Origin of the sequence: Burkholderia pyrrocinia (genome assembly GCF_001028665.1) — a bacterium.
GTDB classification, from domain to species: Bacteria; Pseudomonadota; Gammaproteobacteria; order Burkholderiales; family Burkholderiaceae; genus Burkholderia; species Burkholderia pyrrocinia.
Genome location: NZ_CP011505.1, coordinates 874,004 through 889,646, shown reverse-complemented (window position 1 = coordinate 889,646; position 15,643 = coordinate 874,004). Strand labels below are relative to the sequence as shown.

Here is a 15,643-nt window from a genome sequence, read left to right as displayed (position 1 = left end):
ATGCAAGTTCAGGATTCGACACCGGCCGTTGCGGCGTCCGGCTTGCGCGTCGACGGCGCGCGGCTGTGGGACAGCCTGATGCGTCTCGCGCGGATCGGCGCAACCGACAAAGGGGGCGTGTGCCGCCTCGCGCTCACCGAACTCGATCGCGAGGCGCGCGACCTGTTCGTCGCATGGGCGAAGGACACCGGCTGCACGGTGCGGGTCGATGCGATCGGCAACATCTTCGCGCGGCGCGCAGGCGAACACGACGACCTGCCGCCCGTGACGACGGGCAGCCATATCGACACGCAGCCGACCGGCGGCAAGTTCGACGGCAACTACGGCGTGCTCGCGGGCCTCGAAGTGCTGCGCACGCTCGACGACGCGGGCGTGCGCACGCGTGCGCCGCTCGAGGTCGCCGTCTGGACCAACGAGGAAGGCTCGCGCTTCGTGCCCGTGATGATGGGCTCCGGCGTGTTCGCGGGCGCGTTCACGCTCGACCATGCGCTCGCGCAATGCGACCGCGACGGCGTGTCGGTACGCGACGCGCTGGTCGCGATCGGTTATGCGGGCGATGCGGACGATGGGCGCGACGCGCATCCGGTCGGCGCGTATTTCGAAGCGCATATCGAGCAGGGGCCGGTGCTGGAGGCGCACGACACGACGATCGGCGTGGTCGAGGGCGCGCTCGGGCAGCGCTGGTATGACGTGACCGTACACGGGATGGAGGCGCACGCCGGCCCGACGCCGATGGCGTTGCGACGCGACGCGCTGCTGGTTGCGGCCGATCTCGTGCGCGCGGTGAACGGCATTGCGTGCGCACATCCGCCGCACGGACGCGGCACGGTCGGCTGGGTCGACGTGCACCCGAATTCGCGCAACGTGATTCCGGGCCGCGTGACGCTGACCGTCGACCTGCGCGCGGCCGACGACGCGACGCTGGCGGCGATGGATGCGAAACTGCGCGCGACGTGTGCCGACCTGGGCGCATCGGCCGACATGCGGATCGACGTCGAGCAGGTCGTGTACTTCCCGCCGCAGCCGTTCGACGCGACGCTGGTCGAGCAGGTTCGCGCCGGCGCGAGCGCGCTCGGGCTGTCGTCGATGAACGTGATCAGCGGCGCGGGCCACGACGCCGTGTATCTCGCGCGCGTTGCGCCGACCGCGATGATCTTCGTACCGTGCAAGGACGGGATCAGCCACAACGAGATCGAGGACGCCGATCCGGTGCATCTGGAAGCCGGCTGCAACGTGCTGCTGCAGGCGATGCTGGGCGCTGCCGGGATCGCGGAAGGTGATGCGCGATGAAAATCCTGATCGCCCGGATGAACCACGAGACCAACACGTTCTCGCCAGTGCCGACGCCGCTCGCCGCGTTCGGCCGCAACGGCCCCGACTGGGGCGACGACGCGTATCGCGCGAACCACGGGATGCGCACCGCGATGGCCGCGTTCATCGATGCGGCCGCGCGTGAAGGCGCTGAAATCGTGACGCCGGTGTCGGCGGCCGCGAACCCGAGCGGGCCCGTTGCGGCCGATGCGTATGCGGCGATCTGCGACGCGATCGTCGCGGCCGCGCCCGGCTGCGACGCGGTGATGCTCGACCTGCACGGCGCGATGGTCGCCGAGCAGAGCGCGGACGGCGAGGGCGACCTGCTCGCGCGCGTGCGCGCGGCGCTGCCCGACGCGCCGATCGCGGTCGCGCTCGACCTGCACGCGAACGTCACGCAGAAGATGATCGACCATGCGGATGTGATCGTCAGCTTCAAGACCTATCCGCACGTCGACATGTACGAGACCGGCGAGCACGCGGCGCGCGTGCTGCTCGACCGGCTTCACGGTCGTGTACGGCCGGTGCTCGCATGGCGGCAACCGCCGCTGATGACGTCGACGCTGCTCAGCGCGAGCGCCGAAGGCGCGATGCGGCGCGCGGTGGAGGCCGCGCGCGCGGCCGAGGCCGACGGGATGCTCGCGGTATCGGTGTTGCCCGGCTTTTCGCTCGCGGATATTCCCGCGCCGTGCATCAGCGTCGTCGTGGTCGCCGACGGCGACCGGGCCGCGGCCGATGCGGTGGCCGAACGCATCGCGCGGCAAATCTGGGATGCTCGCGACGCGTTCGTGTACCGCAGCGCGCCGCTCGCGGAATCGGTCGCGCAGGCCGCGGCGCTCGCGCGCGACGCGGACCGCCCGGTGCTGATGCTCGATCACGGCGACAACTGCATGTCGGGCGGCCCGTGCGACACGATGGACCTGCTCGAAGAAGCGCTCGCGCACGGGCTCGACGGGATCGTTAGCGGGCCGCTGTGCGATCCGGAGGCCGTCGCGGCGTTGATCGATGCGGGCGTCGGCGCAACCGTCACGGTGCCGGTCGGCAACCGGCTGCCGTCGCACGGCGGCGTGCGGCGCGAGCCATTCCGCGCGACGGGTGTCGTGCGTGCGCTCACCGACGGCGAATACGTGATCACGGGGCCGACGTACACGGGGCAACGCGCATACATGGGCCGCACGGCCGTGCTCGACATCGGCGCGGCGACGCTCGTCGTCACCGAGCGCACGCAGGAGCCGTGGGATCTCGGCGTGTTCGAGAGCGTCGGCGTCGATCCTCGGCGCGCGCGCTTCCTGCTGCTGAAATCGCGGATGTATTGCCGGCCGGTGTTCGTGCCGATCGCGGCCGCGCTGGTCGAATGCGACAGCCGTGGCGTGACGGGCTCGGATTACGGGCTGTTTCGCTACGAGCGGCTTGCGCGGCCCGTGTATCCGCTCGATGACGTCGATCGGTGGGAGCGGGGCGCGTCGCCGGCGGCCTGACGGAACGGGGCGCGTGACGCCGGATTTGCGTGCTTTCGGGCATCATGCGATGGCATCGACCCGTCGAGCAGCAGGGTCGTGCAATCCATTGCGTCCGCAACCGATCCGGAGAACCGACCGCCATGCATTCGAATCCTTTCCGCCTGCGCAGCGCGCGCCTGCTCGCCGCGCTGACCCTCGCCACGACGGCCGTCGCCGTGCACGCCGCCGACTGGATCGTGTCCGGCAACGACGGCAAGTACCAGCGCGTCGTGGGCCGCGACACCTTTCCGGCTTCACCGCCAGCCGACACGCTGACGCTGCTCGACGCCAGCACGTTCCCGCCGAAGGTCGCACTGCAGGTCGACGTCGAGAACGGTATCCAGGGGCCGCCGCAGGCCGTCGCGATCACGCCCGACGCGAAGCTCGCGCTCGTCGGCGCACCGACGCGCTACGACACGGCCGCGAAGCAGCTCGTGTTCGACACGTTTCTGCAGGTCGTGAATCTCGACACCGCACCGCCCGCGATCACGCGCATCGAGCTCGGCACGCATCCGCAAGGGATCGCGATCGACCGCTCGGGCCGGATCGCACTTGTCGCGAACGTCGACGGCAGCGTGTCGATCCTGCGCATCGACGGCACGCAGGTGACGCTCGACGGCAACCTGAAGATCGGCAAGAAGCGGCTCGCAGGGATCAGCTTCACGCACGACGGCAAGCATGCGCTCGTGTCGCTGCGCGACGAGCAGGGCGTCGCGGTGCTGAACGTCGACGACGGCAAGGTGACCGACAGCGGCGCGCGCCTGAGCACGGGCGTCGCGCCTTACACGATCGACGTGTCGAGCGACAACCACTGGGCCGTCGTCAGCAACGTCGGGCTCGCGGGGCTGCCGGGCTATACGGGCACGCTTGCGGGCGACGCCGATACGGTCGCGCTGATCGACGTGTCGCGCGTGCCGTTCCGGACGGTCCAGTACCTGACGGTGCCGTCGCTGCCGGAAGGCGTCGCGATTTCGCCGAACGGGAAGTGGATCGCCGTGCAGGCGATGGACGGCTCGAACCTGACGCCCGACAATCCGGGCCGCCACAAGCTCGGCAAGGTGCTGCTGTTCGAGATCCGCGACGGGCAGGCCGTGAAGACCAGCGAGTTGCCCGGCGGCGAAGCCGCGCAGGGCATCGTGTTTACCGCGGACAGCCGGCACGTGATCGTGCAGTTCAACGTCGAACGACAGCTGGCGCTTTATGCGGTGGAAGGCGGCAAGCTGCGCGATACGGGCAAGCGTATTGCGCTGACCGGCGGGCCGTCTTCGTTGAGGACGTTGCCGCGCTGACGCGCGGGGCGCCTGGTCGCTCATATCCGATGAGTTCATGTGGCGCCCGGGTTTTCCGGGTGCCTGTCGATGTGCATCCCCCTCCGACACCGCTGCAACGCAAAAAATGGCGGCAATTCATACCCAAAGCCACTTAACTCCGATTTGTTTAGTTAAACAAACTGAAAATTCGGGAAACTTCTTGTGGTGAATAAACAGTCGTTGCGGCACTGTAAGCCCCTGGGAAGATTGTGACGTATCCCGGATACAGGGTGACGGGGTGATGGTTGCGGAAGCAACGATACATGCAGAGTGTGAGCATGTGAGATTCAGTGCGACGTCGCTTGTGGGCAGCCGGCGTCGCGCCGCGCGACATCGACGTGCCGTGCAGGGTCGCAAGCATTGCAGCGTGCCGGAATATCGTCTCCGCCGGATTAGTCGTTTTAATTAACGGTACTAAACGAAAAATGAACAATCCACGACTCTTGCTCATCGCCGCACTGACTTGCGCAGCGCTTGCCGCGTGTGGCGGCGACGACGTGAACAGTGTTGCGACTGCCAGCAATGGCTCTGGAGACACACCGTCGAGCGTGCCGCCACCGACTTCGGGGCCGCCTCAACCGTCTCAGCCCGATCAACCTGCGCCGCCCAAGCGCACCGACATGCAGCTGACGCAGTTCGTCGATCCGCTCATCGGCACGCAGGTCAATGCGGATTCCGGCTACGCGGGCAATGTGAGCCCCGGTGCGATGGTGCCGTTCGGCATGGTGAACTTCGGGCCGAACACGCCGCGCTACAACTTCAACGGCTCGGGCGGCTACCTGTCGTCGGGCGGGGCGGGCGGCACGATCGACTTCTTCAGCGTAACGCACCTGAGCGGTGTCGGCTGTCCGGGGCAGGGCGCGGTCGCGATGCTGCCGACCGATGCGGCGACGGCGGTTGCGTCGGGCGGCCGGCCGATCGGCATCGGCTACAACTATGCTGATGAAACGGCCCAACCCGGGTACTACAAGGTCCGCCTCGCGAACGGCATCGTGACGGAGCTGAGCGCCACGCCACGTTCCGGCATCGCGCGCTTCACGTACACGAGCAAGGACAAGGGCTTCTTCTCGATCGATGCGAAGCTGAACGGCAACAGCGATTCGGGCAGCACGAAGGTCACCGCCAACAACGTCGCGCTGGCGATTGCCAGCGACGGCAAGTCGATGAGCGGGCAGGCCGTGGCGCCGGCGTTCTGCACGCCGTACGGCACGGTGTGGAATGCGCCCGTGTATTTCTATGCGACCTTCGACAAGCCGCTGCGCAGGCAGGCGGGCACGTCGTCGGTGAATACCGCCAGCAACGGCGCGGCGACGCTGCAGTTCGACCTGACCGACGCGGACCGGACGGTGACCGTGAAGGTCGCGGTCTCGTCGGTCAGCGTCGGGAACGCGCAGCGCAACCTGCGCGACGAGGGCGAGAAACTCGCGTTCGACGATGCGCGCACGAATGCCGCCGGTTTGTGGAACGAACGCCTCAACACGATCCAGATCGACCAGGCCGCGAATTCCGCATTGCTGGACGCAACGCAGAAGGCGAACCTCACGAAGTTCTACACCGCGCTTTATCGCGTGTTCGGCACGCCGACGCTGTACAGCGACTCGAACGGCGAATTCCGCAGCATGCGCCAGCCGAGGAACGCGGACGGCAGCTATCCGACGTCGGTCGACCAGACCGGAACCATCCCGCCGCGCGCGACGGCCAGGGTCGGCGACTACGCGTTCCGGCGCGCCGACGGATCCGTCGGCGGCACCGGCAATCACTACACGGGCTTCTCGCTGTGGGACATATACCGGTCGCAGGCGCAACTGCTGGCGATGCTTGCGCCGAAGGAATCGAGCGACATGATGCAATCGCTCGTCGTCGACGCGTTGCAGTGCGGCGCCTTCCCGCACTGGGTCGACGGCAGCGACGACTCGACGCCGATGGCGGGCGACAACGCGCTGAACGTGATTGCAGGCGCGTACAAGTTTGGCGCGACCGATTTCGATCTGGTGTCGGCCGCACGGCTGACGAAGCAGTCCGTGTTCGACCCGTCGAGCGCATGCAACGACCGCACGAGCGCGGCGGGGCTCGCCAATTTCCTGACGGCCCACTACCTGTCGCAAAGCGACGACGGTCACTCGTCGTCCGCGACCATCGAGCGCGTGCTGAGCGACCGCTCGGCGGCCGCGTTCCTGCAGGCGCTGCCGGCCAGCGTGCTGAACGCGCCGTCGGTCGGCGTGACGCCGGACAACATCGGCACGCTGTACACGCGGGCGGGGTGGTGGCGCAACATCTTCGACTACACGAACAAGGTGATCGCCGCGCGCAACGCGCCGCCGTCCGGTTCGGCGCCCGGCACGCTGGGCACGCTCGTGCCGGGTTCGTTCCATGAATCGACGGAGCCGAACTATTTCTGGACCTTCGCGCAGGACTGGACCGCGTTGATCGACGCGATCGGCGGCAAGCAGGCGGCCGTCACGCGGCTGAACAACCTGTTTGCGATCGCGACGCCGTTCTCGACCGTGCCGACCTCCGGCGATCTGAACGGCGGCGAATCGTCCACCAACCTGTACATCGGCAACGAGCCGTCGTTCCAGTCGCCGTGGGGGTACAACTGGGCCGGGCAACCGAGCGGCGCACAGTACGTTCTCCCGATCATCATGTCGAAGGCGTTCACGACCGGCCGCGACGGGCTGCCGGGCAACGACGACATGGGCGCGACGTCGAGCTGGTACGTGTGGGCGGCGCTCGGCATGTTCCCGGTTATTCCGTCGGAAGCCGGGCTTGCGTTGTCCACGCCGCAGTTCAGCGGGATCACCGTCTGGCTAGGCAACGGCAAGACGCTGCGGCTCGACAGCGACAAGCAGGTGGCGATCGACGGCTCGGGGCGCCCGACGTTCGCGTATATCCGGTCGCTGAAGGTCAATGGCGCGGACTACGCGGGTTCGTGGCTGCCGCTGGGCACGATCGCCAATGGCGGAACGATGCGCTACGCGCTGTCCGCGACGCCGACGCAATGGGCGGCCGCCGACAACCTGACGCCGCCGTCCGGGCCGAACGCGGACTACACGCGCATGACGGCGAGCGGTTCGTCCGACGCGATGCGGATACGCGTGGCCGGCGCGCGATGACCGCGGACGTCGCGATCGTCACGGCCATGCGTGCCGTCGTCGCGATGCGTACTTACGGACGCAGCAGATCGAACCCGCCGAATACGACGACGCCGCTGAGCGCGATCATCGCGACGGAGTGCTGGCCGAAGTAGAGAATCGCGGCGGCAAGCCACGTCGTGATGCAGAAGGCGCCGATGCGGGCCATCGTGTGTTCCTCGAATGCGTATGAAGTAAGCGCGCCGCACGGCGCTCGCCGCTCGACCCGGCGAGCGGTGCACGAAGGCGGACGGAGAGGGCGACCCGCGAAGCCGCGACCGCGGCGCGGCACGCGTCACGTGCCGCACCCGGAAGGGTAGGAGTCGAAACCGGCGGCCTGCGCGATCGTGCCGTGAGGCGCTGTCGACGCGCGAATCCGGCCGGCGAAGCGGCAATTTTACCAGCGCCGCCATGCTGACAATCTGGCCCTTTCGCGACTTGAATGCTGCGATTGACCGCAGGATTCGTCCGACCGCGATACTCAAGTTTCGTGTGACGAATGCCGTAAACGAGTTGGAAGGCATTTCACGCCACCCCGTCACGATTCGTTTACCGACACACGGACCGACACGATGCAGATCGATTTCTCCACGACCGCGCGATCCCCGCTGGCGGACGGCAGCGTCACCGCAAACACGCAGGGCGCCGCATCGGCCACGCCCGCTGCGACATCGTCCGCCGACGGCGCAACGGATACTACGGGCACCGGCGGCACGCCCAGCACCACCGGCACGAAGGGTTCGGCCGGCGGCACCGGCGAAACGCTCGGCGCATCGGGCGCATCGTCGGAGAACCCGGCGGTCAGCCAGTTGAAGGCGCTGATCGAGCGGCTGCAGAAGCAGCTCGCCACGATCGAGCGACAGATGGCGAGCGCCGCGCAGCGCGCGAAGGACGACCCGGCCGCGGCGATCGAGCAGCAATCGCTGAGTGCGGAAGCCGGCGCGATTTCGGGGGCACTGGCGACGGCGATCTCGCAACTCGCCGCGGCGATCGAGAAGGCAGGCGGTTCGCCGGCAGGCGGGCTGGTGTCGACGCAGGCCTGACGGTTTCCGGCCGCGCTCGGCCGTCATGGCCGTGTCGGCCGCACGCATTACAATCGCAAGCTTGTCCCCCTCGAAAGGACGGCAGAACGATGAATGCGGAACTCGACGACGACGAACTCGTCCGCTTCGATGCGCACGGCGGCACGCCGCTGCCGGCGGCCGATACCGAAGGATGGCTGGAGCACGACGGTGCGCGCATCTGGCACGCGTCGTTCGGCGACGGCCCGCCGGTGGTGCTGCTGCACGGCGGCCTCGGCCACGGCGGCAACTGGGGCAACCAGGTGCCGGCGCTGCTCGCGGCCGGCTACCGCGCGATCCTGGTCGACAGCCGCGGCCACGGCCGCAGCACGCGCGACGACCAACCGTATTCCTACGAACGCATGGCGTCGGACGTGCTCGCGGTCCTGGATGCGCTGCACGTCGACCGCGCACGCTTCGTCGGCTGGAGCGACGGCGCGTGCATCGCGCTCGTGCTGGCGGCCCGCGCGCCGGAGCGCGTGGCCGGCGTGTTCTTCTTCGCGTGCAACATGGACCCGGGCGGCACGAAGGAGATGGTGCCGAGCCCGCTGATCGACCGCTGCTTCGCGCGGCACCGGAAGGACTACGCGCAACTGTCCGCGACGCCGGACCAGTTCGACGCATTCGTCGCGGCCGTCAGCGAAATGATGCGCACGCAACCGGATTACAGCGCGCAGGATCTCGCGGCGATCGCCGTGCCGGTGACGATCGTGCAGGGCGAGCACGACGAATTCATCCGGCCCGAGCATGCGGCATATCTGGTGCGCACGATTCCCGGTGCGACGCTGACGATCCTGCCCGGCGTGAGCCATTTCGCGCCGCTGCAGCGGCCCGCGCGATTCAACGCGGCGATGCTGGCGTTCCTCGACCGGCTGCCGGGCTGACCACGCGCACGGCACGCGCGGCCCGTCGATGGGCGCGCGTGTTGGTCGCCCGCGCTCAGACCATCGCGTTGTCGCTGCCGGGAATCTCGTGCGCCTTGATCTGCTTGCGGTGCAGCTTGTACAGCAGCTTGCCGAGCATGCCGTCCTCGTGGCGCAGGCGCGTGATGTTGCGCACGTATTCGTCGTCCGGCGCGATCGCCTGTGCGCCCATGATCCAGCGCACGCTTTCGCGATAGTTGTAGAGCGACTTGTCGCGGCTGTCGGCCAGGATCGACGACAGCGCGGCCATCGCCGCCGGATGGCCGCCTTCCGCATGGCGGCGCAGTTCGTCGACGTAACGATGGCGCGACGGGAGATCGTCGACGTCGGCGATGAACATCAGCATCGTCTCGAGGCCCTCGGTATGCCCCATCTCGTGCGCCATGCGCGCGGCCTCGACGGCCTCGACCTGCATGCGCGAGCGTTCGGCTTCGTCCTTGCTGGCGCCTGCGATGTGATAGTACGCAAACCCGAGCTTGTAGGCGGCCATGTTGCCGCCGTCGCCGACCGACTCGCGGAAGTAATGGGCGGCGCGGTACAGATCCTGCGTGACGTGCATGCCGTCTTCGTAGAAGCAGCCGAGCAGGTAGTCGCACGAATCGCCGCCCGCTTCATAGCCGAGCTGGCACAGCGCGACGGCGTCGGCGGGCCGACGGCCTTCGTCGCGCATCGCGGACGCGAGCTGGTTCCATGCGAGCGAGCCCGGCTCGTTCACGCGCGCGGCTTCGAGCCACGCATCGCCGCGTGCATCGTCCTGTGCGAAGCCGAACGTGCCGGTGCGATGGGCGTAGCCGCGCAGGATCATCGCCGACGTGCATGCGCGCGCATCCGATGCGCGCTCGATCGCACCGGTCAGCCAGGCGCCCTGCGGATCGAGGTCGAGCGCGAGCCGTACGCCCATTGCCATCGCGTGGTTGTCGTCGATCGGCTGGTCGCGCTCGGCTTCCTGCAGGCGCGCGTAAGCCTGCTCGTATTCGCTGCGCATGAAATGACTGTGCGCGAGCCAGTGCAGCGTTTCCCAGCGGTGATACGGATGCAGCGCGGCCTTCGCCCGCGCGAGCGTCGCGGCCATCGCGCGGCGCGCATCGTCGTCGTCGTCATCCGAATCGAGCGTCTTGCCGAAATAGTCGTCGCGCCAGATTTCGTGGCGCAGCCGGTCCTTCTCGACCGCGTCGAGGTGCGCGCACGCGTCGGAATCGACGAATGCGCGGACGTGGTCGTGCGAGCCGCCCCAGCGCGGCTGCATGTACCAGATGAACGTGCGCATCGAGAAAAACTGATGCGGGTGGATATGCAGCGTCGCTTCCATCCAGTACCACTTGCCCTTGCGCAGCTTCTTGCCGTGGACCGGGCCGGGCAGTGCTTCCGGAAAATCCGCCGGGCACGCGACGGGCACCTCGGGATTCAGCCCCGAACGCGCGAGCATGCCCTGCAGTTCGGCGCGCGTGCCCTCGTCGTGGGCGCCGACGTTCAGGTGCAGCTCGGTCACGGGCCAGCGGCGTTGTTGCACGAGCTGCGTGAGCCACTCGGGCTCGTCGAACGACGACACGCTCGTGAAGATCACCTTCGGCGCGCTCCACATCGTCGGCGCGAGCACCAGCGCGCGCAGCGCGGCGACGATCGTCATCGTGGCGCACGCATGCGCGCAGATCCAGCCGGATTCGGTCACCGTCTCGGCCCAGCCGGAGCCGCGGTACTCGTATGCCCAGTGGTGCCAGTAATGCGCTTCGCACAGCCACGCGTGCGCGGAGTGCGGGTTCGCGGCCTGCCATGCGCGCAGGCGTGCGAGGCCTTCGGCGCCGGCGTCGATGCACGGCTGCACGTCGGCCGGCAGCGCGTCGACGTAGCGCGCCTCGGCCGTGCGGTCGGCGAAGCTGGCGGCGAGCGCGGCGTCGAGTTGCGTGTCGAGCGCGGCGAAATCGCCCGCGCGCAGCAGCGCGTCGACGTCGCAGATGAGCCATCGGGATTTCGCGGGCGGAATCAGGTCGGCGGGAGCGGAGGACATTTCTGTGTCGGCGGTCATGACGAAACGGGTTGGGGATCGAAGATGCGGTAGCGCTTCCACGGTAGCGAAAGCCAGTTTCCGGACGGATTGCGCAGGTGCTCGCGCACTTCCTGCGTGGCGCGCGACGACGCGGGGCCGTCCTGGCCGCTGCCGCGCAGCCAGTGCTGGCGCGCCCGTGCATACGCGAGCCCGAAGTCTTCCCAGCTGTCGAAACTGTCCTGCGCGCGCTGCGCATTGAGCAGCAGCACGACCCACGCCTGTTGTTCGGACGCCCAGCCGAGCAGCGCGATGCAGCGCACGAGAAACGCGGTGCGCGCGCAATCGAACGCGAGCGCGTCGCGCACGCGGCCGACGGCAGCAAGCCGTTCGTAGAAGCCTTCGTGCGAGCGGCCGACACCGCGAATCCAGCCCGCGAGGATCGGCGGCACGCGCTGCACGATCTGCCACTCGGGCAGGTCGGCCGGCAGGTCGAGTTCGCGCCGCAACTGGCGGGCGAGCTGTTCGCGTTGCGTGTCGGGCAGCGAGTACACGAGGTCGTCGCAATCGCAGCGCAGCCCGTTGCGGATCAGCAGGATGTCGGCGAGCGCGAGCGCCCAGCGGCGGCGATTCGGCGGCGCCTGGTCGGCGAGCGTGCGTGCGAGCGAAACCGCGGTGGTCTGCCGGACCGGCACCGCGCGGTCGGCGCCCGCGGCCTGGTCGGCGTCGACTTCGCGCACCATCCGCGCGGCGATCCGCAACGAACGCCACACGTACCACACGAGCCACAGTACGGCCGCACCGATCAGCAGCTTCAGCATGACGGGCTCCCGTGCGCCGTCGCGGGCAGCACGAACGCCGCGCACAGCGCGGGATCGATCGGAATGCCTTCGATCGCGAACGCGGCCGTTGCCGGTGGCGCGTCCGGTTCGCGCGCGGCCGGCAGCGCATCGACCGGCAACGCGTGGCGCGCGGCCGCCGCGACGGCCGGATCGATCTGCCGAAGCTGGCCGAGCGCGTACGGCGCGTTGCGCAGCAGCAGCCATTGCAGCACGGCCGGCGGCTGCGCGAAATGCTCGATCAGGTGGAAGTTCTCGCTCATCACGCTCAGCAAATGGTCGGGCGAGCGCACGTCGGTGACGAACGTCCATTCGCCGACGGCTGCGCCCGGCGTCTCCGGCTCGAACACGAGGCCCATGCCCTCGCAGTCGGGATGACGCTCGCCGCGCGGCGCGAGTGTGCGCAGGAACTGGCGTACGTCGTCCGCGTAGCGGCGCACCGGATGGCGATTCTGCTTGCCCTTGATCTGGTCGATGCGCAGGCCGTCGCCGGTCACCGTCAGGCTGATCGTCACGTGCGGCTGGTTGCCCGCGCCGCGCAGCGTGAACAGGCGCAGCCGGCCGTCCCGCGCGGCTTGTGCGTACTGCTCGCCGTATCCGCCGCGCAGCCGGCGGCGATCCGCGAACTGGCCGAGACAGTGCTGCATATAGAACGACTCGTAAGCCAGCTCCTCGCGCAGCGCCGCATGATCGCCGGCGAATTCGAAGACGATTCCGTTCGGCGTGCGCAGTACCTCGCGCAGCGCAAGGCCGCTGCTCGGCACCCAGCCCTTGTCGCGGCGCGCCTGCATACGCTGGTGTTCGCGTTCCCACATGTCGAGCGCCATCGCGCACGTGATGCGCTGCAGCTTCTGCGCGAGCCGCGTGCCGGCGCGCGAGCGCAGGAATTCGACCAGCACGCGCTCGCGATCGATCAGCAGCATGTGCTCGGGATCGATGAAGTAGAGCGGTTTCGGCTCGGCCACGGGTTGCGGCGACGGCTCGGCCGCCATGCCGATGGCGCCGCCGGATGCCGGTTGCGCGCGGAACCGGCGCACGAGCCAGTCGGGCGCCGGCCGGTCGGCGCCGGCGAGCGCGCGGTAGTCGGCGAGCGAATCGAGCGGCTGCGCCTGCTCGAACGCGCCGACGACCCAGCGGAAGAAATGGTTGCCGAGCCACGCGAGGATGTCGGCCGGATCGCCGCGCTCGGCGCTGCGTCGCGCGATGGCCGCCTTGATGTCGGGTGCATTGACGACATCGCGCGGCCGATAGGCGGACGCGGCCACGGTTTCGGTCACGGGGTTACTCTCCGGTCAGGCAGGGTATCCGCTGGCGGGACCCTGGAGGTTGTCGGCTTGCGGGCTGGAAGGCTTGCGGGCGCGATACGCGACGGTGTCGCGGGTGCCCGATGCAGGTCGGTCGACGCGTGAAAATCACGCGGCCGCGCGGCAGCCAACGACGCGGGAGCGGGCGATCGGGGAATGGCGATTCATGGTTTCTCTCAGGACAGATTTTATTTTTTGCTTTCGCGAGTCTACTGCGATCCGCGCGGGCAAATCAATCGCGCGGCATGCCGGCGTTTGCCGATCTGACAAGACTTATCTCTTTTTCATCGATTTTAGATGCAGTGCGATTCAGCTGCCGGATTGGATGCCGTTAAGAACGACAGGTTTTTCCGGCAAACCGTCGAGCGACTCGGGATTGCAGCGGTGCAATCCGGCGCTTCGCGTATCTCATAAGTTTTTCTTTCGGCTCGCGCAACATATCGTCGATTGTTGATGGCCGGCCGGTAGTGGATAGTCCTGCTTCGACAGGCCGGCTGCCACGATCTTCGCGCGGCGCGGCCGGATCTGTTGTCCATGCAACCATCCGATATCAAAGGAACCGCCACCATGCGATTCAACGCGACACGCTTCGCCGCGACCCTGTTCGTCGCCGCGTGCGCCACCGCCACGGCCGGCCGCGCGGCCGCCGTCACGCAGGACGACATCCACGACACGGTGACCCGCCACGTCGCGCCGCTGATGAAGCAGTTCGCCATTCCCGGCATGGCGATCGGCGTCGTCGCCGACGGCAAGCCCTACGTGTTCGACTACGGCGTGATGTCGACGCAAACCGGCAAGCCCGTCACCGGCGACACGCTGTTCGAAATCGGCTCCGTCAGCAAGACGCTGACCGCGACGCTCGCGTCCGACGCGCAGGAGGGCGGCGAGCTGTCGCTCGCGGATCCTGCGGCCAAGTACCTGCCCGCGTTGCAGGGCAAGCCGTTCGGCGGCGTGACGCTGCTCGAGCTCGGTACGCACACGCCTGGCGGCATGCCGCTGCAGGTGCCGGACAGCATCCGCGACGACGCGGGCCTGATCCGTTATCTCGACGCGTGGCAGCCCGCGTATGCGCCGGGCACGCGCCGCACGTATTCGAACGTCGCGATCGGGATGCTCGGGTGGCTCACCGCGAAAGCGATGAACCGCGACTTCTCGGTGCTGATGGAGCAGCGGCTCTTTCCCGCGCTCGGGATGACGCACACCTATATCAACGTGCCCGACGCGCGCACGGCCGACTATGCGCAGGGCTATACGCAGGACGGCAAGCCGATCCGGATGACGGGCGGCATGCTGTGGCAGCAGGCGTACGGCGTCCGGACCACGGCGGCCGACCTGCTGCGTTTCGTGCAGGCGAACATGGGGCTGGTCGACACGGCGCCGCGGCTGCAGCGCGCGATCGAGCGCACGCACACCGGCTATTTCCGCGCAGGGCCGATGACGCAGGACCTGATCTGGGAGCAGTATCCGTATCCGGTCGCACTGCCGACGCTGCTCGAAGGCAACGCGCCGAAGATGCTGTTCAATGCGACGCCGGCCAGCGCGATCAAGCCGCCGCTCGCGCCGAACCCGGACACATGGATCAACAAGACGGGCTCGACCAACGGCTTCAGCACGTATGTCGCGTTCGTTCCCGCGAAGCGGATCGCGATCGTGATGCTCGCGAACCGCAACTTCCCGATCGAGGACCGCGTGAAGGCCGCTTACGGGATTCTCGAGTCGCTCGGCGGCGGGCGGTAACGCTTGCTGCTTGCTGCGGCGGACGATGCGCGGCCGCTTACTCGGGCGGTTGCTCGTCGTACGCGACGAAGATCTTGCGCGTGCGCTCGACGACTTCCCACGTGCCGCGAAAACCCGGCGGAATCACGAAACGATGACCGGCACGCAGGGTCTTCCTGTTTCCTTCCAGGTCGGTGATCACGGACGTGCCTTCCAGGATCTCGCAGTATTCCGCTTCGGTGTACGCGACGTGCCAGCATCCGGGCGTGCTTTCCCAGATGCCGGTCGAGAAACGGCCGCACGGGCTCGCGAAGCCGGGCGTGAGCGTTTGCAGCGGATCGCCTGAAATCAGCTTCTCGGGCAACACGCGGTACTGCGTCGGTTCGCCGCTCGGGGTGAGCGCGTCGGTAATGGAAGAAACGTCGATCATGATGGGCATGCTTCGTCGAGTTGGGTGGAGTGGGGCGCGCCAGCGGCGCGCCCGGGCGATTCCGTGGCGACAAACGGTCCTGCATCCGACATCTTCGCAGATCGACGGGCCGGCCCGGTCAGTTGCCGGATTTCGGGT

At 68.1% G+C, this 15,643-nt stretch carries 12 protein-coding genes; 7 read left to right on the top strand and 5 right to left on the bottom strand.

What is annotated here, in order from left to right; all coding sequences use genetic code 11:
* The 4 genes from ABD05_RS34070 to ABD05_RS34055 all read left to right on the top strand — a co-directional run bounded on the left by ABD05_RS34070 (position 1) and on the right by ABD05_RS34055 (position 7,233).
* On the top strand, positions 1–1,290 hold the full coding sequence (locus tag ABD05_RS34070; RefSeq protein ID WP_047904505.1) for a Zn-dependent hydrolase: 1,290 nt from the start codon (positions 1–3) through the stop codon (positions 1,288–1,290).
* Positions 1,287–2,789, top strand: a complete 1,503-nt coding sequence (locus ABD05_RS34065) for a M81 family metallopeptidase (protein ID WP_047904504.1) — start codon at positions 1,287–1,289, stop codon at positions 2,787–2,789. Before ABD05_RS34070 ends, ABD05_RS34065 begins: the two co-directional genes overlap by 4 nt.
* A 122-nt stretch (positions 2,790–2,911) precedes the next feature.
* Complete coding sequence (locus tag ABD05_RS34060; protein WP_047904503.1) at positions 2,912–4,099, top strand: YncE family protein; 1,188 nt, start codon at positions 2,912–2,914, stop codon at positions 4,097–4,099.
* Between the two features lie 641 nt (positions 4,100–4,740).
* Complete coding sequence (locus ABD05_RS34055; protein ID WP_175804812.1) at positions 4,741–7,233, top strand: glycoside hydrolase domain-containing protein; 2,493 nt, start codon at positions 4,741–4,743, stop codon at positions 7,231–7,233.
* 52 nt (positions 7,234–7,285) lie between these two features.
* Here ABD05_RS34055 and ABD05_RS39385 read toward each other — a convergent pair whose 3' ends face one another.
* Complete coding sequence (locus ABD05_RS39385) at positions 7,286–7,420, bottom strand: hypothetical protein (RefSeq protein WP_006405345.1); 135 nt, start codon at positions 7,418–7,420, stop codon at positions 7,286–7,288.
* Positions 7,421–7,823: 403 nt separating this feature from the next.
* Here ABD05_RS39385 and ABD05_RS34045 point away from each other — a divergent pair, with 403 nt between their 5' ends.
* Positions 7,824–8,294 (top strand): hypothetical protein, encoded by a 471-nt coding sequence (locus tag ABD05_RS34045; protein WP_047904501.1) that lies wholly within the window; start codon positions 7,824–7,826, stop codon positions 8,292–8,294.
* 89 nt (positions 8,295–8,383) lie between these two features.
* On the top strand, positions 8,384–9,196 hold the full coding sequence (locus tag ABD05_RS34040; RefSeq protein ID WP_047904500.1) for an alpha/beta fold hydrolase: 813 nt from the start codon (positions 8,384–8,386) through the stop codon (positions 9,194–9,196).
* Between the two features lie 55 nt (positions 9,197–9,251).
* Here the strand turns inward: ABD05_RS34040 and ABD05_RS34035 are convergent, their stop codons facing one another.
* From ABD05_RS34035 to ABD05_RS34025, 3 genes are read right to left on the bottom strand one after another with little or no spacing between them, the layout of a single operon-like run.
* The gene (locus ABD05_RS34035) at positions 9,252–11,240 is read right to left on the bottom strand and encodes a DUF4034 domain-containing protein (RefSeq protein ID WP_238594205.1); all 1,989 of its coding nucleotides are present in this window, start codon (positions 11,238–11,240) and stop codon (positions 9,252–9,254) included.
* Between the two features lie 14 nt (positions 11,241–11,254).
* Positions 11,255–12,037, bottom strand: a complete 783-nt coding sequence (locus ABD05_RS34030; RefSeq protein WP_047904498.1) for a DUF1266 domain-containing protein — start codon at positions 12,035–12,037, stop codon at positions 11,255–11,257.
* Positions 12,031–13,332: a hypothetical protein gene (locus ABD05_RS34025; protein WP_047904497.1), complete on the bottom strand. Its 1,302-nt coding sequence runs from the start codon at positions 13,330–13,332 to the stop codon at positions 12,031–12,033. Before ABD05_RS34025 ends, ABD05_RS34030 begins: the two co-directional genes overlap by 7 nt.
* 594 nt (positions 13,333–13,926) lie before the next feature.
* On the opposite strand from ABD05_RS34025, the gene ampC reads away from it, so the two are divergent.
* Complete coding sequence (gene ampC / locus ABD05_RS34020; protein WP_047904496.1) at positions 13,927–15,096, top strand: class C beta-lactamase; 1,170 nt, start codon at positions 13,927–13,929, stop codon at positions 15,094–15,096.
* A gap of 37 nt (positions 15,097–15,133) precedes the next feature.
* On the opposite strand, the gene ABD05_RS34015 is transcribed toward ampC, so the two are convergent.
* The gene (locus ABD05_RS34015; RefSeq protein WP_047904495.1) at positions 15,134–15,505 is read right to left on the bottom strand and encodes a cupin domain-containing protein; all 372 of its coding nucleotides are present in this window, start codon (positions 15,503–15,505) and stop codon (positions 15,134–15,136) included.
* Positions 15,506–15,643 lie beyond the last annotated feature (138 nt).